This is a genomic window from Rathayibacter oskolensis, from assembly GCF_900177245.1.
Classification (GTDB): Bacteria; Actinomycetota; Actinomycetes; order Actinomycetales; family Microbacteriaceae; genus Rathayibacter; species Rathayibacter oskolensis.
The window spans coordinates 1,666,663-1,689,830 of sequence record NZ_FXBM01000001.1; the positions used below are offsets into that span (position 1 = coordinate 1,666,663).

The window sequence follows — 23,168 nt, forward strand, 5'->3', positions numbered from 1 at the left end:
TGGCGTCCCCCTTCGTAGGGGGCTCGCCAGGCCGCGAGCTCACTCCCGCAGCAGCTCCCGCACGTCGTCGGCGGTCAGCGCCTGGGCGAAGAGCTCGCCCTCGTCGAGAGCGGCGGTGCTGAGGCGGGACTTGCGCTCCTTGAGCCGCACGATCTTCTCCTCGATCGTGTCCTTCGCGACGAGCCGGTAGACGTTGACCCTCCGCTCCTGCCCGATGCGGTGCGCGCGGTCGACCGCCTGCGCCTCGGCGGCCGGGTTCCACCACGGGTCGAGGATGAAGACGTGGTCGGCCTCGGTGAGCGTCAGGCCGGTGCCTCCCGCCTTGAGGCTGATCAGGAACACAGGAGCGCGGCCGGCGCGGAACGACGCGATCACCGCCTCCCGGTCGCGCGTCGACCCGTCGAGTTGGACGAACGGGATGCCGCGCGCCCGCAACCGCTCGGCGGCGCGCTCGAGATAGGAGGTGAAGGTGCTGAACACGAGCGCACGCCGCCCCTCGGCCAGCACGTCGTCGAGGTGCTCGAGCAGCGCGTCGAGCTTGGCCGAGGGGACGTGCCGGTAGGCCTGATCGACGAGGGAGGCGTCGAGGGCGAGCAGGCGCAGCAGCGTCAGCGAGCGGAACACGGTGAAGCGCTGCCGGTCGAGATCCTCGACCAGCCCCATCAGCTTGCGGCGCTCGCGCTGCAGGTAGGTGTCGTAGAGCACGCGGTGAGCCGGTGCGAGGGTGACCTCGAGCGTCTGCTCCTGCTTCTCGGGCAGCTCCGGCGCGACCGCCTCCTTCGTGCGCCGCAGCAGGAACGGGCGGATCCGGCTCCGCAGCCGCTCCAGCCGCCGACGCGCGCCCACGCTCTGCGGCACCGTCCGGCCCTCGAAGTGATCCGGCGACGCGATCCCGACCGGCGCGTCGGCGTGCTGCAACGGTCGGGTGTACTCCTCCCTGAAGCGCCGGAGCGGCGGGAGCAGCCCCGGCGCCACCAGCGCGAGGATCGCCCACAGCTCGTCGAGCGAGTTCTCGAGCGGGGTCCCGGTGAGGGCGAGCGTGATGGGCGCGCCCACGCTCCGCGCCGCGCGATGCGTCTGCGAGCCTGGGTTCTTCGCGAACTGCGCCTCGTCGAGCATGAGCGCCGACCACTCGCGGCCGCCCCACGCCTCCGCCGCCAGTCGGAGCACGGCGTAGCTGGTCACGACCACGTCGGTCCCGGGCGGCATCGCGTCGAGAGTCGATCCGCGACCCTCCCGCGAGCTGGTGACGGCGTGGACGCGGAGGGACGGAGCGAACCTCGCCGCCTCCGACACCCAGCCCGGGACGACGGAGGTCGGGGCGACGACCAGGAACGGCGGGCGCCGCTCGCCGCTCGCGCGCGACTCCTCGACCGCCTCGAGCATCATCGCCAGGGCCTGCAGGGTCTTGCCGAGCCCCATGTCGTCGGCGAGGATCCCGCCCAGCCCGTGCCGCCTCCGGTGCACGAGCCAGGCGTAGCCCTCGGCCTGGTAGGGGCGCAGCTCGGCGACGAGCCCGGCGGGTGGCGGCACCGGCTCCGGCGCGCCGGCGGTGAGCGCGGTCTCGAGCACCGTCCGCCAGGCATCGGAGGCGACGGTCTCGTCGGCGAGCTCCTCCAGCTCGTCCCAGAGGGCGGTCTGATGACGGCCGATGCGCGCTCCGGTCTCCCACTCGTCGATCTCGTCGGCGCGGTTCAGCAGCTCGCGCAGACGGTCGAGTCCCGGATGGTCGAGGGAGAGGTAGGAGTGGTCGACGAGGCGGATCCTGGTGCCGCCGGACGCCAGGGCCCGGAACAGAGGGCCGAACGGGACGGAGGCGTCGCCGATGCTCACCACGACGCCGAGATCGAACCAGTCGGCGCTCTCGGTGTCGACCGCAGTGAGGGTGAGCGTGAGCGGACCGGTGAGCAGGCGGTAGTCGGGCGGCACTCCCTCCCGCTCGATGCGGACCCCGCCCACCGCCCCCAGGAGGGGCAGCTGCTCGACGACGAAGACGGCGGCGTCCGCGCCGCGGAGGACGGCGGGGCTCCCGGGATCGGGGACGACGGAGGAGCCGGCCTCGGCCAGGACGGTGCGCGCCCGGCGCAGGATCGACGCTTCGAGCCCCTCGTCGCCGACACCGTCGAGCTCGCTCGCGCGATCGGGGGTGCGCCGCCAGTGCCACGCGACGCGGACGACCCGCCGGGGCTCGAACGAGACCGTGCAGATCAGCTGGGGCGGCTCCGGCTCGTCCAGTTCGATACCGGAGCCGTCGGCGCGCACCGCGACGCGACCGCGGAGGCTCGGCAGGTGGTCGCGGAGGAACTCCTCGACGTCGTCTCCGGGCACGAGCGTGCGCTCGGGGTGGCGCAGCAGCCGCAGCTCCTCGTCGTCGAGGGCGCGGCGCATCGGGGCAAGAAGCAGCGACGACGGGTCGCCCGCCTCGACGACGTAGACGCCGTGGCGCGCGATGGGGCGGGCGGACTCGATCGGGCGCTCCGCGCCGTCGGCCCAGAGTGCGGGACGCAGCTCGAGCGATCCGGCGTCACTCGAGGCCACGAGCGCGAGATGGGCGGCGGAGCCGACGGCGATGCTCCCCTTGTCGGGGGCGAGCAGCGGGATGCGCAGGGCCTCGGCCTGCTCGAGCAGCTGCCAGAGCAGGGGGCTCTCGTAGTCGTCGAGGTGGATCCAGTCGGGATCCTGCCCGAGATGCACTGTCCGCGTCGCCCGGTGGAGGGCCGCGTACTCCGCGAACCAGCGCTGGTGCACGGGATCGAGCGAGAGCCGGTGAGTCTGGTGGTTGAGCGACTTCCAGGTGAGGGTGGTGCGGTTCCACGCCCCGCCGCGCCCGGCTACCACCGGACGGGTGGCCAGACGGTGGTCGTCGCGGTCGGCCGGGTCGTAGCCCTTCGCCGTCACGCGCTCGCTCGCGGGGGCGCGCCACGGATCGTCGGCCCGGCGCACGAGCCTGCGGAGCTCGAACTGCAGACCGATCGGGGTGAGCGGAGGGGTGTCCGCGGACTCCGCTCCCCCGCTCAGCTCGCCGACGCGGGCGCGCCAGGCGGACGGGGTCGGATCGGGGGGCATCGGTCCATGCTGTCACGACCCTCCGACACGGCGGACGCCTCGGTCGGCGCGGGCCGGGAGGGGCACAATCGGAGCATGACGAGCAGCGACTCCCCCGAACCCACTGTCCTCGCGATCGGCGGAGGCGGCCTCCGCGTCGCCCTGACGACCGCGGGCGCCGAGATGACCTCGCTCCGCGACGACGCCGGTCGCGAGTACCTCTGGCAGGCCGGCCCGGAGTGGCGTCGGCACGCACCCGTTCTCTTCCCCATCATCGGGCGCCTCCCCGGCGACACCCTCCATCACGACGGGGTCGACCATCGGATGGGGCAGCACGGCTTCGCGCGCGACCGCGTCTTCGAGCTGGCCGGTGTCTCGGGCGACGAGGCGGTGTTCCGGCTGCGCAGCGACGACGCCACCCGGGCGGTGTTCCCCTTCGACTGGACGCTGCTGATCGCCTACGCGGTCACCGGATCGACCCTGCGGATCACCCAGACGGTCGAGAACCGCGGCCGGGCGCCGCTCGGGGCGTCGGTCGGCAACCACCCGGCCTTCGCGCTGCCGCTCCCCGGGGCGACCGGCGAGCACCGCATCCGCTTCGCCCAGCCCGAGCCCGAGGGGTTCCGCCGCGCCCCCGAGAACCTGCTGATCGAGGAGCGCCACCCCGCCCCGCTGACGGACGGAGTGCTCGCCGTCGACGACAGCTACTTCGAGGACGGCGTGATGATCTTCGACGAGCGGCGTCGAAGGACCCTGCGGCTCGAGGCCGACGGGGCGCGCTCGATCGAGGTAGACTCCGGGGACTTCGACGTCGTCGGGGTGTGGAAGCCCGTCGGGGCGCCCTTCGTCTGCATCGAACCGTGGCGGAGCATCCCGACGCCCGCTGGCTGGGACGGCGACATCGTCGACAAGCCGGGGCAGTTCGTGCTCGACCCCGGCGAGCAGCGGGCCTTCGCCTACAGCATCACGCTCGCCTGAAGGTCCTCGCGCTGCAGCCGGGCGTCGAGGAGCTCGAAGCGCCGGATGATGAGCCCCTCCCGGGTCGCCCAGGGGCAGATGACGAGAGTCTCGACGCCGAGGGCGTCCATCGCCGCCTCGGCGACGAGGGCGCCGGCCAGCAGCTGCGGGGCGCGGAGCGCCGACACTCCAGGCAGCGCAGAACGGTCGGCGGCGCTGATCGCGGCGAGTCGGGAGGACCACAGCCGGAGGTCGACCAGGTGCAGCTCGCGCCGGGCCAGCGGCCCCGCGGCGCTGGGGGCGGCGCCCGCGATCCTGGCGAGCGAGCGGAAGGTCTTGGAGGTTCCGGCGACCAGATTGGGGCGGCCGAGAGCGAGGAAGGCGCGCACCGGCTCGGCGAGCACGTCGCGCGCGTGACGGCGGGCGGCCTTGACGCTGGTCGCCGAGGCAGGATCGCCGACGAGGAGGTCGCGGGTCACGCGGCCCGCACCGAGGGGCACGGAGACGGCGAGCTCGGGGACCTCGTCGACTCCCATCGAGAGCTCGAAGGAGCCGCCGCCGATGTCGAGGTCGAGGATCGTGCCCGCTCCCCAGCCGAACCAGCGCCGCACCGCGAGGAAGGTCGCCGACGCCTCGGCCTCACCGCCCAGCTCCTGGAGGTGCACGCCCGTCTCCGCGCGGACCCGCTCGAGGACGGCTGCGCCGTTGCCCGCCTCGCGGATGGCGGAGGTGGCGAACGCGAGCAGGTCCTCCGCGCGGTGCTGGCGGGCGACCTCGTGCGCTTCGGCGACGAACGAGATCAGCTCGCGCTGCCCCTCCTCGGTGATGTCGCCGGAGGAGTCGAGGTAGGCGACCAGCGCGAGGCTGCGCTTGTGCGACCGGTACGGCACGGGCCGGGCACCGGGGTGAGCGTCGACGAGGAGCAGGTGGACCGTGTTGGAGCCGATGTCGAGCACGCCGAGTCGCATGCGCCCACGCTAGCGCGGGCGGCGCGGCGCCCCGCGCCGGCGAGGAGCCTCAGGCCGTCGAGACGGCTTCGCGCAGCTCGTCGTACGTGGCGCGGACGACCGCGCGCAGGTCGTCCGGATCCGTCGCCGTCGCCCAGCGGTTCCAGCCGGTGGTGAATGCCAGCACCGCTAGGTCTGCGGCGAGACGAGCTCCGGAAGCGGAGGCTCCGCGGTCGCGCAGCGCGCCGGCGACGGCCTGGGCGATGCGCGCCATCTTCAGCAGCTCCCGCTCCTCGAGGCCGCTGTGGCCGGCGATCACGGCGGCGCGGCGCCGCCCGTGCTCATGACTCTCCCCCACCATCGCGGCGGCCTCGTCCATCCCGACCATCGCCGTCTCGAGGGGGGATGACGAGGGATCCGCTGCCGCGATCGCCTCGATGACAGTGGACTGCAGCAGTGCCGACGTCCCGAACAGGACCTCGCGCTTGTCGGCGAAGTAGCGGAAGAACGTGCGCTCGGTGACACCGGCCCGCTCGGCGATGTCGCCGACCGTCGTCTCGTCGAAGCCGCGCTCGCTGTAGAGCTTGAGGGCAGCCGCACTCAGCCGGCCCCGCGCTCCGGGTTGCCATCGTCCCATTCTCCGAGTCTAGTGATGTCAGAGGCAGTCATCAGGGTGTACGGTCATGTCATTCACTGACATAGTCCGGGTCTTCGGACGGAAGGAAGTCCTCATGCGCGTCTTCGTCACCGGTGCCTCCGGATGGATCGGCTCCGCCGTCGTCCCCGAACTGCTCGGAGCGGGCCCCCAGGTCATCGGCCTCGCCCGCTCCCAGGCCTCAGCCGACGCTCTCCTCGCGGCCGGTGCCACGCCCCACCCCGGCAGCCTCGACGATCTCGAGAGCCTGCGCTCCGGGGCGCAGGGCGCCGACGGCGTGATCCACCTCGCCTTCAAGCACGACTTCTCGGACTACGCCGGTGCCGGCCGCACCGAGCGCGCCGCGATGACGACCCTCGGGGACGCTCTCGTCGGCTCCGATCGGCCGCTCCTCTTCGCCTCCGGGCTCGCCGGTATCACGAGCGGGCGGCCGGCGACCGAGCAGGACGCGTCACCGTTCAGCGGGCCGGATGCGCCGCGCGGCGGAGGCGAGAGCCTCGCCCAGGAGTACGCGGAGCGCGGAGTCCGCACCGTCCGCCTCCGCTTCGCACCGACCGTGCACGGGGAGGGCGACCACGGATTCACCGCGACGCTCGCCGCCGTGGCGAGGGCGACGGGTGTCGCCGGCTACGTCGGGGACGGCGGGAACCGGTGGGCCGCGGTGCACCGCAGTGACGCCGGCCGCCTCGTGGCACTGGCTCTGGAGTCCTCGCCCGCCGGGTCCGCCGTGCACGCGGCAGCCGAGGAGGGCGTCGAGACGCGGCGCATCGCCGAAGCACTCGGCGCGGCCCTCGGCGTCCCCGTGCGGTCGATCGACCCCGCGGAGGCGACCGCGCACTTCGGCTGGATCGGCACGTTCTTCGGGATGGACGCCGCCGCCTCGAGCACCCTCACCCGCGAGACGCTCGCCTGGACCCCGACGGGTCCGACCCTGCTCGAGGACATCGAGTCCGGCTTCTACCCGGGGCGCTGAGCCGGCGGAGCCTTCCGATCGCGCACCATCGGCGTCAGCGCCGGTCGGTGAAGGGATCGACGCTCGCAGGCAGGCGGAATCTCCGCGGAAGGTCACCGCGTGCGCTCGTCCGGCCCAGTCGACCCGTCACAGTTGGCTCCCTCATCTCGCTCGAGGGAGCCGTTCGTGACGAATCGATCCTCACCCGGGAGATCCTCCCTCACTCCACCCGGAAGCACTCCGTACCCGCCGCTCGGCCCCGGGTGCAGCTGTTGAGCCGCCCCCCACGGCCTCGCAGCGCAGCTGCCGACCCGAAGAGGTCGATCGGCAGACCAGCCGACCACCTCTCAGGCGAACGGGTGAATCGCGTCCCAGCGATTCGACCTAGCCGAACGCAGGACGCCCTCTGCAGCGCAACCACCCGGGGATGCCGACCGCGCGACGGGCGACGAGCGCAGCGAGGAGCCGCCCCCCACGGCCTCGCAGCGCAGCTGCCGACCCGAAGAGGTCGATCGGCAGACCAGCCGACCACCTCTCAGGCGAACGGGTGAATCGCGTCCCAGCGATTCGACCTAGCCGAACGCAGGACGCCCTCTGCAGCGCAACCACCCGGGGAGCCGACCGCGCGACGGGCGACGAGCGCAGCGAGGAGCCCGTCGACAGAGGGCCCGGCCGCTGTGCGGCCGGGCCCTTTGCAGGAACTCAGTGGTCCCAGTTCTCCACGGGCTCGACCGAGGTGGAGGAGCCGACGACGTGCACGCGCATGTCGTTCGTGGTGCCGGCGCGTCCGGGAGGGGATCCGGAGACGACGACGACGGTCTCGCCGGGCTCGGCGAGGCCCTCGCGGAGGAGCACCTCGTCGACCTGCGCGAACATCGCGTCGGTGTGGTTCACGCGCGGCGTCACGAAGGACTGCACGCCCCAGTTGAGCGCCATGCGGCGGCGGACCGCCGGCTCGGGCGTGAATCCGATGATCGGGATGCCGTGGCGCAGGCGCGTCATGCGGCGGACGGAGTCGCCCGACTCGGTGAACACGCAGAGGAACTTGGCCTCGACGAACTCGGCGACCTCGGCGGCGGCGAGCGTGACCGAGCCGCCCTGGGTGCGCGGCTTGCTGCCGAGCGGGGGGATCCGCTCGAGGCCGTGCTCCTCGGTCGACTCGACGATGCGGGCCATGGTCTGGACGGTGACGACCGGCCAGGCTCCGACGCTGGTCTCGCCCGAGAGCATGACCGCGTCGGCTCCGTCGAGGATCGCGTTCGCGACGTCGGAGGCCTCGGCGCGGGTGGGGCGCGGGCTCTCGATCATCGACTCGAGCATCTGGGTCGCGACGATGACGGGCTTGGCCCAGCGGCGGGCGAGCTCGACGGCGCGCTTCTGCACGATCGGGACGGCCTCGAGGGGCAGCTCGACGCCGAGGTCACCGCGGGCGACCATGATGCCGTCGAAGACGTCGATGATCTCCTGCAGGTTGTCGACGGCCTGCGGCTTCTCGATCTTGGCGATGACGGGTGCCTTGCGGCCCTCCTCCGCCATGATCTCGTGCACGCGCACGATGTCGCTCGCGTTGCGCACGAAGGAGAGCGCGATGATGTCGGCGCCGAGGCGGATGCCCCAGCGGAGGTCGTCCTCGTCCTTCTGCGAGAGCGCGGGGACGTTGACGGCGACTCCGGGCAGGTTGATGCCCTTGTTGTTCGAGATGTTGCCGGGGACGACGCACTCGGTGATCACGCGGGGACCCTCGACGGCGGTGACGCGGACCGCGACCTTGCCGTCGTCGATGAGGAGCATGTCGCCCGGGTTGACGTCGTCGGGCAGGCCCTTGAACGTGGTGCCCGAGAGCTCCTTGGTGCCCAGGACGTCCTCGGTGGTGATGGTGAAGACGTCGCCCTCGTGGAGGGGGTAGGGGCCGCCCTCGAACTTGCCGAGGCGGATCTTGGGACCCTGGAGGTCGACCAGGATCGCGACGGCGCGTCCGGCGTCGTCGGCCGCCTGGCGCACGGTGCGGTAGACGGCCTCGTGGACGTCGTAGCTGCCGTGGCTGAGATTCATGCGGGCCACGTCCACGCCGGCGTCGATGATCGCACGAATGGTCTCGTACGACGACGTTGCCGGGCCGAGGGTGGCGACGATTTTCGCTCGTCTCATTGAGGGGGTGCTCCGTTGTTCTGCGCCCGGAGGCGCGTCGTTAGCGGGGAGGGTGAGCTGGATGCTGGCGGGCAGAGACTATCGCGTCCCCGCGACTACAGCGTGAAGCCCCGGTCGTTCGGGCCGACGGGTGCGGGGAGCTGGGTCGTGCCCTCGAGGTAGCGGTCGACCTCGGCCGCCACGGAGCGGCCCTCGGCGATCGCCCAGACGATCAGGGACTGCCCGCGACCGGCGTCGCCGGCCACGAACACGCCGGGGACGCTGGTCTCGAAGTTGGCTCCGCGGTCGACGTTGCCGCGGTCGGTGAAGGGCACGTCGAGCTGACCGGAGAGCTGGTGCGACTCCGGTCCCGTGAAGCCGAGGGCGAGCAGGACCAGGTCGGCCGGGATCTCGCGCTCGGTGCCGGCCTTCGGGACGCGTCGGCCGTCGAGGTACTCGGTCTCGGCCACGCGGACCGCGCGGACCTCGCCCACCTCGTTGGAGAGGAACTCGACGGTGGAGGCGAGGAACATCCGCTCGCCGCCCTCCTCGTGGGCGCTCGAGACCTCGAACACTGTGGGGTCCATCGGCCAGGGCTGGCCCTCGGGGCGCTCCGACGGCGGCTGCTTGCCGATCGCGAGGTTGGTCACGGAGGCGGCCTTCTGGCGGTGGGCGGTGCCGATGCAGTCCGCTCCGGTGTCGCCTCCGCCCAGGACCACGACGTGCTTGCCCTCGGCCGAGATCTGCTCGAACACCCGGTCGCCGGCGATGGCGTGGTTCGACTGCACCAGGTACTCCATGGCGAAGTGCACTCCGGAGAGGTCGCGCCCCGGGATCGGCAGGTCGCGCGGCACGAGTGCTCCCGTCGCGACCACGACGGCGTCGTAGCGCGCGCGGAGATCGTCCCACGTGATGTCGGAGCCGATGTCGACGCCGGCGCGGAAGCGCGTGCCCTCGGCCTTCATCTGGTTCAGACGCAGCTCGAGGTGCTTCTTCTCCATCTTGAAGTCGGGGATCCCGTAGCGCAGGAGGCCCCCGATGCGGTCGTCGCGCTCGTAGACCGCGACGGTGTGCCCGGCGCGGGTGAGCTGCTGCGCGGCGGCGAGACCGGCGGGCCCGGAGCCGACGACGGCGACGGTCTTGCCGGTGAGGCGCTCCGGCGGGTGCGGCTGCACCCAGTCGTTGTTGAAGGCCTGATCGATGATCGAGACCTCGATCTGCTTGATCGTGACCGCCGGCTGGTTGATCCCCAGCACGCACGACGACTCGCACGGGGCCGGGCAGAGCCGGCCCGTGAACTCGGGGAAGTTGTTCGTCGCGTGCAGGCGCTCGATCGCCTGACGGCCCTCGCCGCGCCACATCAGGTCGTTCCACTCGGGGATCAGGTTCCCGAGCGGGCAGCCCTTGTGGCAGAACGGGATGCCGCAGTCCATGCAGCGGCCGGCCTGCCGACGCAGGACGGCGGAGTCGCCCTGCTCGTAGACCTCCTTCCAGTCCATCAGGCGGACGGACACCGGGCGCCGCTTGGGCAGCTCCCGGTCCTGCACCTTCAGGAATCCCTTGGGATCAGCCACCGGTCACCTCCAGAATCCGTCCCCAGACGACCTCGCCGTCGGGATCGAGCCCCTCCTCCAGCGCCGATGCCCGCGTAGCGAGCACCGCCGCGAAGTCGCGGGGCAGTACCTTGACGAAACGCGAGACGGTTCCGTCGAAATCGTCGAGCATCCCCTGGGCCAGGGTCGACTCGGTCTCGGCGACGTGCCGCTCGAGCAGGTCGCGCAGGATCTCCACGTCGGCGCTGCCGAGCTCCGAGAGCGTCAGCTCGCCCGACGCGAGAGCGTCGCGGTTGACGAGCTCGCGCTGCAGGTCGTGGATGTAGGCGGTGCCACCGGACATGCCGGCGCCGAGGTTGCGCCCGGTCGCCCCGAGGATCACCGCGAGACCGCCCGTCATGTACTCGAGCGCGTGGTCGCCCACGCCCTCGACGACCGCGGTCGCTCCGGAGTTGCGGACCAGGAAGCGCTCGCCGACCATGCCGCGGATGAACATCGTGCCCTGGGTCGCCCCGTAGCCGATGACGTTGCCCGCGATGACGTTGGCCGACGCGTCGAACGTGCTGAGACGGTCGGGCCGCACGACGATCTGGCCGCCCGAGAGCCCCTTGCCGACGTAGTCGTTCGAGTCGCCCTCGAGCCGCAGCGTGATCCCCGCGGGCAGGAAAGCGCCGAGCGACTGACCGGCGGAGCCCCGGAGGATCACCGTGATCGAGTCGGCCGGCAGCCCGTTCTCGCCGTAGCGGACGGTCACCTCGTGCCCGAGCATCGTGCCGACGGCGCGCTCGGTGTTCCTGATCTCGCGCTCGATCACGACGGTGCCGCGGTGGTCGAGCACGTTCGCTGCGCGCCGGATCAGCTCGTTGTCGAAGTGGTGCTCGAGCTCGTGCTGCTGAGCGCGGCCGTGGCGGCGCGGCTCCTCGGCCGAGAAGACGGGGCCGACGAGGATCGGCGTCAGGTCGAGACCGCTCGCCTTCCAGTGCTCGATCGCCTGGTTCACGTCGAGCAGCTCGCGGTGGCCGACGATCTCGTCGATGCTCCGGAAGCCGAGCTGCGAGAGGTACTCCCGCACCTCCTGGGCGATGAACTCGAAGAAGTTGACGACGAACTCCGGCTTGCCCGAGAAGCGCTTGCGCAGCTCCGGGTTCTGCGTCGCGACGCCCACCGGGCAGGTGTCGAGGTGGCAGACGCGCATCATGATGCAGCCCTCGACGATCAGCGGAGCCGTCGCGAAGCCGAACTCCTCGGCGCCCAGGAGCGCGCCGATGACGACGTCGCGACCGGTCTTCATCTGCCCGTCGACCTGCACGACGACGCGATCGCGCATGCCGTTGAGCATGAGCGTCTGCTGCGTCTCGGCGAGTCCGAGCTCCCACGGGGTCCCCGCGTGCTTGAGCGAGTTCACCGGACTGGCGCCGGTGCCGCCGTCGTGGCCCGAGACCAGGATCACGTCGGCGAGGGCCTTCGCGGTGCCCGCGGCGACCGCTCCGATGCCCGACTGGCTGACGAGCTTGGCGTGGATGCGCGCCGAGGGGTTCGCCCGCTTGAGGTCGAAGATCAGCTGCTTGAGGTCCTCGATCGAGTAGATGTCGTGGTGCGGGGGCGGCGAGATGAGGCCGACGCCCGCGGTGGCGTGGCGGGTGCGCGCGATCCAGGGGTAGACCTTCGTCGGCGGCAGCTGACCGCCCTCGCCGGGCTTCGCACCCTGCGCGAGCTTGATCTGGATGTCGTCGGCGTGGGTCAGGTACATGCTGGTGACGCCGAAGCGGCCGGAGGCGACCTGCTTGATCGCGGAGCGGCGCTCGGGGTCGAGCAGGCGCTCCGTGTCCTCGCCGCCCTCGCCCGTGTTCGACTTGCCGCCGAGGCGGTTCATCGCGATGGCCAGCGTCTCGTGCGCCTCCGGCGAGATGGAGCCGTAGCTCATCGCCCCCGTCGAGAAGCGCTTGACGATCGCCTCGACCGGCTCGACCTCGTCGATCGGGATCGGCGTCCGGCCCGCGGTGTCGAGCGCGAACATGCCGCGCAGCGTCATCAGCGACGTCGACTGGTCGTCGACCATCTTCGTGTACTCGCGGAACACGTCGTAGCGACGGTTGCGGGTCGAGTGCTGCAGGCGGAATACCGTGTCGGGGTTGAACAGGTGCGGTGCGCCGTCGCGGCGCCACTGGTACTCGCCGCCGACGGCGAGCCGCTCGTGGGCGATGACGGCGCCGTCCTCGGGGTAGGCGGCGCGGTGCCGGGCGGCGTTCTCCTCGGCCACCACGTCGATCCCGATGCCGCCGAGCTTCGAGACGGTCCCGGTGAAGTACTGGTCGACGAACTGCTGGCTGAGGCCGACCGCCTCGAAGGTCTGCGCTCCGGCGTAGCTCGACACGGTCGAGATGCCCATCTTCGACATGATCTTCAGCACGCCCTTGCCGAGCGCCTTGATCACGTTCTTCACGGCCTTCTCGGGCGAGATGTCCGAGAGCATGCCGCTGCGCACCAGGTCCTCGCAGGTCTCCATGGCGAGGTAGGGGTTCACCGCGGAGGCGCCGTAGCCGATCAGCGTGGCGACGTGGTGCACCTCGCGTACGTCCCCGGCCTCGACGACCAGCCCGACGCGCATCCGGTTCTCGGTGCGGATCAGGTGGTGGTGCACGGCCGCGAGCATCAGCAGCGACGGGATCGGCGCGAGGTCCTTCGTGGAGTCGCGGTCGGACAGCACGAGGAACTGCGCACCGGCCGCGATCGCCTCGTCGGCCTCGGTGCACATCTCGTCGATCCGGTCCTGCATGGCGCGGGGGCCGGCGTCGACGCGGTAGAGCCCGCGGATCGTCGTGGTGATGTGGCTCAGCGGGCGGGGCGCGATGTGCTGGATCTTGGCGAGCTCGTCGTTGTCGATCACCGGGAAGTCGAGGACGACCTGGCGGGCGTGCTCGGCACCGGAGGAGAGGAGGTTCCGCTCCGGCCCCAGGCCGAGACGCAGCGAGGTGACGACCTCCTCGCGGATGGAGTCGAGCGGCGGGTTGGTGACCTGCGCGAACGCCTGGGTGAAGTAGTCGAAGAGCAGGCGCGGTCGCTTGGACAGCACGGCGACCGGGGTGTCGGACCCCATGGCGCCGAGCGGCTCGGCTCCGGCCTTCGCCATCGGCAGCAGGAGGAGGCGGACCTCCTCCTCGGTGTAGCCGAAGGTGCGCTGACGGCGGTTGACCGAGGCGGGGGTGTGCACGATGTGCTCGCGCTCGGGCAGGTCCTTGAGGTTGATGCGGCCGTCGTCGAGCCACTTCTCGTAGGGCGCGGAGTCGGCGAGCTGCGCCTTGATCTCCTCGTCCTCGACGATGCGGCCCTGCTCGGTGTCGACCAGGAACATGCGCCCCGGCTGGAGGCGCCCCTTGCGGACGATCTTCGCGGGGTCGATGTCGAGCACGCCGATCTCGCTCGCGAGCACGACGAGGCCGTCGTCGGTGACGACGTAGCGGCCGGGGCGCAGGCCGTTGCGGTCGAGGGTGGCGCCGACGAGCTCGCCGTCGGTGAAGACGATGGCGGCCGGGCCGTCCCACGGCTCCATGAGCATCGAGTGGTACTCGTAGAACGCGCGGCGCTTCTGGTCGATGGCGGCGGCCTGGTTCTCCCACGCCTCCGGGACCATCATCATGATCGCGTGCGGCAGCGAGCGGCCGGCGAGGTTGAGCAGCTCGACGGTCTCGTCGAACGAGGCGGAGTCGCTGCGACCGGGCGAGACGATCGGGAACAGCGGCGAGAGGTCGCCGAGGGCGGGGCTCTTCAGCTGCGACTGGCGGGCGCGCATCCAGTTGCGGTTGCCCTGCACCGTATTGATCTCGCCGTTGTGCGCGATCATCCGGAACGGCTGGGCCAGCGGCCAGGACGGGAACGTGTTCGTCGAGTAGCGCGAGTGCACCAGGGCGAGCTTCGACGCGAAGCGCTCGTCCGAGAGGTCGGGGTAGAACGGCTCCAGCTGGAGGGTCGTCACCATGCCCTTGTAGACCATCGTGCGGCTCGAGAGAGACATGAAGTACACCTCGAGCTCGCGCTCGACGCGCTTGCGGAGGCGGAAGGTCAGCCGGTCCAGGCGCACGGAGGCGAGCGGCGAGCCGCTGTCGTCGGTCAGCTCGCTCATGACGTAGAGCTGCTCGATCGCCGGCATCGCGGCGCGGGCGAGGGTGCCGATCTCGTCGGGCTGCACGGGCACGGACCGCCAGCCCAGGACCGAGAGGTTCTCCTCGCGGGCGATCTCGGCGATGGTCGACTTGACCCGCTCGCGCTCGAACACGTCGACCGGGAGGAAGGCGTTGCCCACCGCGTACCGGCCGACGACCGGGAGGTCGAACGGGGCGACGGCGCGGAGGAAGTCGTCGGGGATCTGCGTGATGATGCCCGCCCCGTCACCCGTGCCCGCGTCGGAGCCGACGGCGCCGCGGTGCTCGAGGTGGCGGAGCGCCTCGAGTGCGAGGTCGATGATGTCGTGTCCGGCGGTGCCGCGCATCGTGGCGACCATCGCCAGGCCGCACGCGTCCTTCTCGGCGGACGGGTCGTACATCCCCTGGGCCGCCGGGGTGCCGAGGAACGGCACGGCGGGGACACGGGGCGAGGGCTGGGCGGGTGCCATGGGAACCGTCCTCACGAGAGTTGTGGCGGATCGGGACGTCGCTGGCCCGCGGTGGTGATGGGGAGCGGCTCCCCGATCGCGAGGGCCGTGTCGTGCCGTTCCGTGAAGCAGCTGGCGTCGTGGGTGGCACGGCGTGAGCATCGCGCGCCGTCGGGCGCGCCCGCGTGGCCAGGACCCGGGTCGGCGCTTGTGGCGCCGGCCCCGAGGGTCGACCGTGCGGTTGTCGGGCATCGGGCGGGGGTCACGGGTTCTCCCGTGGCCTCCGTCAGGTGCGGGAGACCGTCGTCTTCTCGGCGTCGTCGCCGGAATCTGCAGTGGTGGGTTCGGCCGAATCGGAGTCGACGTCCTCGAATTCTACCGCAGCCGGGGCGGGCGTCCACCCGCGTCCGGGCCGGTAAGGCGAGGGTTCGCCACCCGTGTGCTCGCGGCGCTGGATGACGATCAGCAGCAGTCCGATCACGACGGCGACGAGCGCCGCCCAGACGTTCGTGCGGATGCCCCAGAAGATCTCGCTGGGATCGATCCGGATCGACTCGAACCACGTGCGGCCGACGCCGTACCAGATCAGGTACGCGGCGAAGACGGTTCCCCACTGCAGCTTCAGCCGGCGCTCGAGCAGCAGGATGACCGCGATGCCGATGACGTTCCAGACGATCTCGTAGAGGAACGTCGGGTGGAACAGCGTCCCCGCGGGCAGGCCGACGGGGAAGGCGGGATTGCTCGACTCGATCTCGAGCCCCCACGGCAGCGTCGTCGGGAGACCGAAGAGCTCGTGGTTGAACCAGTTGCCGATGCGCCCGATCGCCTGCGCGGCCAGCATCCCGGGGGCGAGGGCGTCGGCGAAGGTCCAGAAGCGCACTCCCGTCCAACGGCAGCCGATCCAGGCGCCGACGGCTCCGCCGATCAGTCCGCCGAAGATCGCGTTGCCGCCGTTCCAGATCCGGACGACCTCCCACGGATCCGCGCCCGAGTAGAAGTAGTCGCCGGGGTGGGTCAGCACGTGGAAGATGCGAGCCCCGACGATGCCGAGCGGGACGGCCCAGATGATGATGTCGAGGACCACCCACGGCTCCGCGCCGCGACGCACCAGGCGGGCGTTCGTCATGATCGTGGCGACGACGATCCCGAGGAGGATGCACACGGCGTAGGTGTGGATCGAGAAGGTCAGGCCGAACAGCGAGAAGTCGTACTGACTCCACGCCTCGGGCGGACTCGGGATGCTCAGCGGTACGGACACCGGTACGTCGACCTTTCAGAGGGGGCTTCCCTGGGGCACGGCGCTGCCGCGCCCCGGCGGGCATCCCGATTGTAGTGGGAGCTGGTCGGCGCGCCGATCAGCGGCGCGTGCCCTCGGCGAGGCCCCTGGCGGTCTCGGCGACCGCGTCGACCCCTCCGGAGGCGAGGGCGCGCACGAGGGCCGACCCGACGATCGCTCCATCGGCGTAGGCGAGGATCTCGGCGACCTGCGCGCCGGTCGAGACGCCGACTCCCACGCAGGCGCTCTCGGCGCCGGCTCCGCGCAGACGCTCGACGAGCGTGCGGGCGGCGCGGTCGACATCGGCGCGGGCACCGGTGATGCCCATGGTCGAGACCGCGTAGACAAAACCGCGGCTCGCCCCCACGGTCTGGCGGAGGCGAGCGTCGGTCGACGACGGCGCGGCGAGGAAGACGCGGTCGAGGCCGAGGCGCTCCGACACGGCGATCCACTCGGCTCCCTCGTCGGGGATGAGGTCGGGGGTGATCAGACCCGATCCCCCCGCCTCGGCGAGATCGGTGGCGAAGCGCTCGACCCCGTACTGCAGCACGGGGTTGTAGTAGGTCATCACGAGCACGGGGACGTCGACGCGTGCGCGGATCTCGCGCACCGCCTCGAAGCCGTGGCGGAGTCGGAACCCACCGGCGATCGCGGCCTGCGTCGCCTCCTGGATGACCGGGCCGTCCATCACCGGATCGGAGTAGGGCAGACCGAGCTCGATCGCGTCGACGCCGTTCTCGGCGAGGGCGACCGCGGCGTCGATGCTCGTGGGGAGGTCGGGGAAGCCCACGGGGAGGTAGCCGATCAGCGCGCCCGCCGCCTCGTCGTTCCGGCGCCGCACGGTGTCGAGGACGCTCGGTCCGATCCCGCTCACGACTGCACCGCGCCCTGGTCCATCAGACCGAAGTAGTGGGCGGCCGTCGTCATGTCCTTGTCGCCGCGACCGCTGAGGTTGACGAGGATGGTCGCCTCGGGGCCGAGCTCGCGCCCGAGCTCGAGGGTGCCGGCGAGCGCGTGGGCCGACTCGATGGCGGGGATGATGCCCTCGGTGCGGCTGAGGAGCATGAGGGCGTCCATGGCGGCGGCGTCGGTCACGGCGCGGTAGTCGGCGCGGCCGATGCTCGCGAGCCAGGAGTGCTCGGGACCGACTCCGGGGTAGTCGAGGCCGGCCGAGATCGAGTGCGACTCGGTCGTCTGCCCGTCCTCGTCCTGGAGGAGGAAGGTGCGGGCGCCGTGCAGGACGCCGGGGCGGCCCTTGCTGATGGTCGCCGCGTGACGTGGGGTCTCGATGCCGTCGCCGCCCGCTTCGAAGCCGACGAGGCGCACCTCCGGGTCGTCGAGGAAGGCGTGGAAGATCCCCATCGCGTTCGATCCGCCGCCGACGCAGGCCGTGACGGCCGTGGGCAGGGAGCCGGTCAGCTCGAGGACCTGCTGGCGCGCCTCCTCGCCGATGATCTTCTGGAAGTCGCGCACGAGTGCCGGGAACGGGTGCGGGCCCGCCACGGTGCCGAAGATGTAGTTGGTCGTCTCGACGTTGGTGACCCAGTCGCGCATGGCGTCGTTGATCGCGTCCTTCAGCGTGCGCGAGCCGGTCGTCACCGGGATCACCTCGGCGCCGAGGAGCCGCATCCGCGCGACGTTGAGCGCCTGGCGCTCGGTGTCGACCTCGCCCATGTAGACGACGCAGTCGAGCCCGAAGAGTGCGGCGGCCGTCGCCGTGGCGACGCCGTGCTGCCCGGCGCCGGTCTCGGCGATCACGCGGGTCTTGCCGATCCGCTTCGTCAGCAGCGCCTGCCCGAGCACGTTGTTGATCTTGTGGGAGCCGGTGTGGTTCAGATCCTCGCGCTTGAGGATGATGCGCGCACCGCCGGCGTGCTCGGCGAACCGGGGTACCTCGGTGATGATCGACGGGCGGCCGGTGTAGCTGCGGTGAAGCTCGGCCAGCTCCGCCTGGAACCCCGGGTCGACCTTCGTGCGCTCGTACTCCGCGCTCAGCTCGTCGAGCGCCTCCACGAGCGACTCGGGGACGTAGCGCCCGCCGAAGTCGCCGAAGTAGGGTCCGAGTTCATCTCGGAGAGCCATGGGGATACCGCCAAACAGTGATCAGTGCGCCAGGAAGCCGGCGAGGGTGGAAACAGGGTCGCCGCCGGTGACGAGCGCCTCGCCGACGAGGACGACATCGGCGCCGGAGCGGCGGTAGTGGGCGACGTCGTCGGAGGAGAGGACCGCCGATTCGGCGACCTTCACCGCATCGGACGGGAAGCGGTCGGCGAGGCGCCCGAAGAGGTCGCGGTCGAGCTCGAAGGTCGAGAGGTCGCGGGCGTTCACCCCGATGAGGCGGGCGCCGATATCGGCGGCGCGCTCGAGCTCGTCGCCCGAGTGCGTCTCGACCAGCGGGGTCATGCCGAGCTGGAGGACGAGCTCGTGCAGCTCGGCGAGCACGCTCTGCTCGAGCGCGGCGACGATGAGCAGGACGAGATCGGCGCCGGCGGCCCGCGCCTCGAGCACCTGGTAGGGCTCGGCGACGAAGTCCTTCCGCAGCACCGGGATCGAGACCTCGGCGCGCACGGCCTCGAGGTCGGCGAGCGAGCCCTTGAACCGGCGCTCCTCGGTGAGGACGCTGATCGCGCTCGCACCGCCGAGCTCGTACTGGGCCGCGAGCAGCGCGGGATCGGGGATCGCGGCGAGCGCGCCCCGGGAGGGGCTCGAGCGCTTCACCTCGGCGATGATGCGGACCCGGTCCGCGGGCGCGAGCGCGCTCAGCGCATCGAGCGCGGGAGTGCGCTCGATCGCTCGGCGCTCGAGGATCTCGAGGGGGACGCTCTCGCGGCGGCGGGCCGCATCGGCCAGCGCGCCCGCGGTCAGATCGGCGAGCACTCTACGCGCGCGCCTTCGGGTTCGCCTTCGCGCCGTTGACGCCGTAGCCCAGCCTCGCGAGCACGATGCCGACGAGGAGGCCGACGACGACGAGACCGGCGGAGAGCCAGACCACGAGGGGCACGTCGAACCAGAACGCGACCGTGCCGATCGTGAAGCCGACCAGCATGATGACGACGGCCGTCCACGCTGCAGGCGAGTGGCCGTGGTTGTCGTCGTCGTGCTCGGTGCTCATGGGTCTCCTCCTGGACGTGCATCGGGACCCCAGCAGTCTAGCGTGCGGTGCCCGGGAGCCCCGCCGGGACGCGGGTCAGCGGCCCGAGGTGGGATCGTCTCCGCGGGACAGCTCGTCCCACGAGACGACGGGGTCGATCGGGCGCTCGCCGTCCGCGGCGTCGACCGCCGGCTCGGCGGTCCCTCCGTGCCCGGAGCCGTCGGCCGGCACGAACCGGGAGGCGCGCTTCCTGCGCGCATCCGGCCACCGGCGCACGGTCACCAGGACCACGATCCCGACCAGGGAGGTCAGCGCGCCCGCGACGAGGGCGACGACCGGCCAGGCGGTCGACGAGCTGGAGTCGACGAGAGCCGCGACCGACTCCTGACCGGCGATGGCCGTCGCCCCCGTCACCAGCGAGGAGCCCGCCCGCACCGGGTCGCCGAGCGCGGTGCTCGCGGCGAGCACGACCGATCCGCCGAGCACGATCTGGAGCAGACCCAGGACGATCCGGAAGGCGGGACCGGCGATCGCGAGGGCCGCGGCCAGGGCGAGCCCGGCCAGGGCGAGGGCCGACAGCGCCGGCGCCGCGACGGTGCCCGCCACCTCCAGCCGCTCCCCGTCACCGGTCGCGGCGACGAGAACCAGCGTGAACCACGGCTGGGTGGAGGAGGTCAGCTCGAGCGCGGCGAGGACGACGATCGCGAGGATCGCCGAGGATTTCAGGCGCCGAGCGCTCACTCCCCCGGCCTCAGATCCGAGACCGGGTCGAGCGGGTCGACGTCGAAGCAGGCGTGCGCGCCCGTGTGGCAGGCCGCTCCGATCTGCTCGACCTGGACCAGGAGCGTGTCGGCGTCGCAGTCGAGGGCGGCGCCGCGCACGTACTGGGCGTGCCCGGAGCTGTCGCCCTTGCGCCAGTACTCCTGTCGCGACCGCGACCAGAAGGTGACCCGCCCCTCGGTGAGGGTGCGACGGAGGGCCTCGCGGTCCATCCACCCCATCATCAGCACCTCGAGGGAGTCGTGCTGCTGGATGATCGCGGGCAGCAGCCCGTTCGCGTCGAAGGCGGCGCGGTCGAGGACCTCGCCGAGTGCGGAGGGTGTCATCGGCGGATCTCGATCCCGGAGTCGTCGAGGGCGTGCTTGACGTCGCCGATCGTCAGCTCCCGATTGTGGAACACGGAGGCGGCGAGGACGGCGTCCGCCCCTGCCCGGATGGCGGGGGCGAAGTGCTCGACAGCGCCGGCGCCTCCGGAGGCGATCACCGGGACGGTGCTCAGCTCGCGCATCGCGGTGATCAGCTCGAGGTCGAAGCCCTGCTTGGTGCCGTCGGCGTCGATGGAGTTGACCAGCAGCTCGCCGGCGCCGCGCTCGACGGCCTCGGCCGCCCAGGCGAGCGCGTCGAGCGTCGTCTCGCGGCGACCGCCGTGCGTGGTGACGACGAATCCGGAGGCGGTGGCGTCGCTCCGCTTCACGTCGAGGGAGAGCACGAGCACCTGGGCCCCGAAGACGTCGGCGATCTCGCCGACCAGCTCGGGGCGCGCGATCGCGGCCGAGTTGACCCCGACCTTGTCGGCTCCGTGGGCGAGGAGGCGCGACACGTCGTCGACCCCGCGGACGCCGCCTCCGACGGTGAGCGGGATGAACACCTGCTCGGCCGTCGCGCGGACGACGTCGTAGGTGGTCGAGCGGTCGTCGACCGTCGCGGTGACGTCGAGGAAGGTGAGCTCGTCGGCCCCCTGCTCGAAGTACAGGCGCGCGAGCTCGACGGGGTCGCCGGCGTCGCGCAGGTTCTGGAAGTTGACGCCCTTGACGACGCGCCCGGCGGCGACGTCGAGGCAGGGGATGACGCGGACGGCGAGAGTCATGGCTCCTCCCCTACAGGCGAGCGGCGTGGATCGAGGTGACCAGGATCGCGCGGGCGCCCAGGTCGTACAGGCGGTCCATCACCTGGTTCATGTCGGCGCGGGGCACCATGACCCTGACGGCCACCCACTCCGCGTCGTGCAGGGGCGACACCGTCGGCGACTCGAAGCCGGGCGCGATCGCGGTGGCGTCCTCGAGCAGCGACACGGGGCAGTCGTAGTCGAGCAGCACGTACTCGCGCGCGACCAGGACTCCCTGCAGCCGGCGGAGGAGGACGGGGATCCCATCGGCGTCACCCGCCGCGGCCGAGACGAGCACCGCGGTCGAGTCGAGGATGACCGGACCGAAGATCTCGAGACCGGCCTTGCGCAGCGTGGTCCCGGTCTCGACGACGTCGGCGATCACGTCGGCGACGCCGAGCTGGATGGCCGACTCCACCGCGCCGTCGAGGCGGATGAGCGTCACGTCGACGCCGTGCTCGCGGAGGAAGCGGCCCACGAGGCCGGGGTAGCTCGTCGCGACGCGCAGGCCGTCGATCTGCTCGAGCGCGGTGTAGCGGCCGGCCGGGCCGGCGAAGCGGAACGTGGAGTCGGCGAAGCCGAGGCTGGCGATCTCGCGGGCCTCGGAGCCGGAGTCGATGAGGAGGTCGCGACCGGTCACTCCCACGTCGAGCGCGCCGGAGCCGACGTAGGTCGCGATGTCGCGGGGGCGCAGGTAGAAGAACTCGACCCCGTTGCGCTCGTCGACGACGTGCAGCTCCTTGGGGTCGCGGCGTCCGGAGTAGCCGGCCTCGGCGAGCATCTGGGCGGCGGTCTCGGAGAGGGAGCCCTTGTTGGGCACGGCGACGCGCAGGAGCGCGGTGGTTGTGGGAGCGGTGGCGTCAGCGCGGAAGGCGGTGGCAGCGGGGATCACGGTGAGACGTCCTCTGGGACTCGACGGGGATTCGGTGAGCGGAGGCGCAGAGCCTCTCTGAGTGTGCGGGCGCGACGCAGCGGAGCGGCGACGCAGCCCGGTGACCGGGGGGACGCTCACAGATGTCGGTAGACGTCGGCCGTCGACAGGCCCTTCGCGAGCATGAGCACCTGGAGGTGGTAGAGCAGCTGCGAGATCTCCTCGGCGGTGCGCTCGTCGCCCTCGTACTCGGCGGCCATCCACACCTCGGCGGCCTCCTCGACGATCTTCTTGCCGATGAAGTGCACGCCGGCGTCGAGCTCGCGGACGGTGCCCGAGCCCTCGGGGCGCGCGGCGGCCTTCTCGCCGAGTTCAGCGAAGAGGTCGTCGAAAGTTTTCACCGGGGAAGTCTATACGGGGCGCGGGGGCTCGGTCGGTGTGCGGGCCGGGAGGGGTGGCCGTGCGGTCTGCAGGAGATGCCGGTGCGATCTGCAGGAGGTGCAGTCGCACCAGCACACCTGCAGACGGCACGGGCAGGCGTCAGTGGTGCAGGTGCGCGGTGGCGGTGTCGCGCAGGGCGGCGATGGCCGCCTCCGGGTCGTCGGCGCCGAAGACGGCGGAGCCGGCGACGAAGGTGTCGGCGCCCGCCTCCGCGGCGATCTCGATCGTGCCGGAGGCGATGCCTCCGTCGACCTGGAGCCAGACGTCGAGCCCGGTGCGGTCGACCACGTGGCGGAGGGTGCGCAGCTTGGGCATCGTCTCCTCCATGAAGGACTGGCCGCCGAAGCCGGGCTCGACGGTCATCACGAGCACCTGGTCGAACTCGGGCAGGAGGTCGAGGTAGTCGTCGACCATCGTGCCGGGCTTGAGAGCGATGCCGGCGCGCGCGCCGATCTCGCGGAGGCGGCGGGCGAGGGCGACGGCGTCCCGCGCCGCCTCGGCGTGGAACGTCACCGAGTAGGCGCCGGTCTCGGCGTAGCCGGGCGCCCAGCGGTCGGGGTCGTCGATCATCAGGTGCACGTCGAGCGGGCGCGGCGACACCTCCTGGAGGCGCTGCACCATCGGCAGTCCGAAGGTCAGGTTGGGGACGAAGTGGTTGTCCATCACGTCGACGTGCACGAGATCGGCCGACGCGATCCGCTGCAGCTCGGCCTCGAAGTTGACGAAGTCGGCGGACAGGATGCTGGGGTTGATCCGTGCGGGCATGCCTCCCAGCCTAGG

At 71.7% G+C, this 23,168-nt stretch carries 19 protein-coding genes; 2 read left to right on the forward strand and 17 right to left on the reverse strand.

The window, feature by feature from the left end; genetic code table 11:
* Positions 1-39 precede the first annotated feature (39 nt).
* Positions 40-3,066, reverse strand: coding sequence for a DEAD/DEAH box helicase (locus tag B9Y99_RS07960; protein ID WP_085475950.1), 3,027 nt, complete (start codon positions 3,064-3,066; stop codon positions 40-42).
* Positions 3,067-3,141: 75 nt separating this feature from the next.
* Here B9Y99_RS07960 and B9Y99_RS07965 point away from each other — a divergent pair, with 75 nt between their 5' ends.
* Entirely contained in the window at positions 3,142-4,023 is an 882-nt protein-coding gene (locus tag B9Y99_RS07965; RefSeq protein ID WP_165759562.1) for an aldose 1-epimerase family protein, read from the forward strand.
* On the opposite strand, the gene B9Y99_RS07970 is transcribed toward B9Y99_RS07965, so the two are convergent.
* Entirely contained in the window at positions 4,002-4,970 is a 969-nt protein-coding gene (locus B9Y99_RS07970; protein ID WP_085475952.1) for a Ppx/GppA phosphatase family protein, read from the reverse strand. The two genes, B9Y99_RS07965 and B9Y99_RS07970, sit on opposite strands and share 22 nt — an antisense overlap.
* A gap of 49 nt (positions 4,971-5,019) precedes the next feature.
* Entirely contained in the window at positions 5,020-5,586 is a 567-nt protein-coding gene (locus tag B9Y99_RS07975; protein ID WP_085475953.1) for a TetR family transcriptional regulator, read from the reverse strand.
* 94 nt (positions 5,587-5,680) lie between these two features.
* Here B9Y99_RS07975 and B9Y99_RS07980 point away from each other — a divergent pair, with 94 nt between their 5' ends.
* Positions 5,681-6,577, forward strand: coding sequence for an SDR family oxidoreductase (locus tag B9Y99_RS07980; RefSeq protein ID WP_085475954.1), 897 nt, complete (start codon positions 5,681-5,683; stop codon positions 6,575-6,577).
* Positions 6,578-7,258: 681 nt separating this feature from the next.
* On the opposite strand, the gene pyk is transcribed toward B9Y99_RS07980, so the two are convergent.
* The 14 genes from pyk to rpe form a co-directional block, all read right to left on the reverse strand.
* The gene (gene pyk / locus B9Y99_RS07985; protein ID WP_085475955.1) at positions 7,259-8,704 is read right to left on the reverse strand and encodes a pyruvate kinase; all 1,446 of its coding nucleotides are present in this window, start codon (positions 8,702-8,704) and stop codon (positions 7,259-7,261) included.
* A gap of 95 nt (positions 8,705-8,799) precedes the next feature.
* Positions 8,800-10,257: a glutamate synthase subunit beta gene (locus B9Y99_RS07990; RefSeq protein ID WP_085475956.1), complete on the reverse strand. Its 1,458-nt coding sequence runs from the start codon at positions 10,255-10,257 to the stop codon at positions 8,800-8,802.
* Positions 10,250-14,845 carry a glutamate synthase large subunit gene (gltB, locus tag B9Y99_RS07995; RefSeq protein ID WP_085475957.1) on the reverse strand — a complete coding sequence of 1,532 codons (4,596 nt, stop codon included), beginning with the start codon at positions 14,843-14,845 and terminating at the stop codon, positions 10,250-10,252. The genes B9Y99_RS07990 and gltB overlap by 8 nt, the downstream gene beginning before the upstream one ends.
* A gap of 265 nt (positions 14,846-15,110) precedes the next feature.
* Positions 15,111-16,082, reverse strand: coding sequence for a prolipoprotein diacylglyceryl transferase (gene lgt, locus B9Y99_RS08000; protein ID WP_425298476.1), 972 nt, complete (start codon positions 16,080-16,082; stop codon positions 15,111-15,113).
* A gap of 97 nt (positions 16,083-16,179) precedes the next feature.
* A complete protein-coding gene (trpA, locus tag B9Y99_RS08005) occupies positions 16,180-16,974 on the reverse strand; it encodes a tryptophan synthase subunit alpha (RefSeq protein WP_085475958.1) in 795 nt (264 codons plus the stop codon).
* Positions 16,971-18,182, reverse strand: coding sequence for a tryptophan synthase subunit beta (trpB, locus tag B9Y99_RS08010; RefSeq protein ID WP_085475959.1), 1,212 nt, complete (start codon positions 18,180-18,182; stop codon positions 16,971-16,973). The genes trpA and trpB overlap by 4 nt, the downstream gene beginning before the upstream one ends.
* A gap of 21 nt (positions 18,183-18,203) precedes the next feature.
* Positions 18,204-18,977, reverse strand: coding sequence for an indole-3-glycerol phosphate synthase TrpC (trpC, locus tag B9Y99_RS08015; RefSeq protein ID WP_085475960.1), 774 nt, complete (start codon positions 18,975-18,977; stop codon positions 18,204-18,206).
* 1 nt (position 18,978) lies between these two features.
* Positions 18,979-19,212, reverse strand: a complete 234-nt coding sequence (locus B9Y99_RS08020) for a DUF6704 family protein (RefSeq protein ID WP_085475961.1) — start codon at positions 19,210-19,212, stop codon at positions 18,979-18,981.
* Positions 19,213-19,287: 75 nt separating this feature from the next.
* A complete protein-coding gene (locus tag B9Y99_RS08025; protein ID WP_085475962.1) occupies positions 19,288-19,932 on the reverse strand; it encodes a Trp biosynthesis-associated membrane protein in 645 nt (214 codons plus the stop codon).
* Positions 19,929-20,297: a phosphoribosyl-AMP cyclohydrolase gene (gene hisI, locus B9Y99_RS08030; RefSeq protein ID WP_085475963.1), complete on the reverse strand. Its 369-nt coding sequence runs from the start codon at positions 20,295-20,297 to the stop codon at positions 19,929-19,931. The genes B9Y99_RS08025 and hisI overlap by 4 nt, the downstream gene beginning before the upstream one ends.
* A complete protein-coding gene (gene hisF / locus B9Y99_RS08035; RefSeq protein WP_085475964.1) occupies positions 20,294-21,058 on the reverse strand; it encodes an imidazole glycerol phosphate synthase subunit HisF in 765 nt (254 codons plus the stop codon). The genes hisI and hisF overlap by 4 nt, the downstream gene beginning before the upstream one ends.
* Positions 21,059-21,068: 10 nt before the next feature.
* The gene (hisG, locus tag B9Y99_RS08040; protein WP_208856920.1) at positions 21,069-21,965 is read right to left on the reverse strand and encodes an ATP phosphoribosyltransferase; all 897 of its coding nucleotides are present in this window, start codon (positions 21,963-21,965) and stop codon (positions 21,069-21,071) included.
* Positions 21,966-22,084: 119 nt separating this feature from the next.
* On the reverse strand, positions 22,085-22,348 hold the full coding sequence (locus B9Y99_RS08045) for a phosphoribosyl-ATP diphosphatase (protein WP_056042887.1): 264 nt from the start codon (positions 22,346-22,348) through the stop codon (positions 22,085-22,087).
* A gap of 139 nt (positions 22,349-22,487) precedes the next feature.
* Entirely contained in the window at positions 22,488-23,153 is a 666-nt protein-coding gene (gene rpe / locus B9Y99_RS08050) for a ribulose-phosphate 3-epimerase (protein ID WP_085475965.1), read from the reverse strand.
* Between the last annotated feature and the right edge of the window lie 15 nt (positions 23,154-23,168).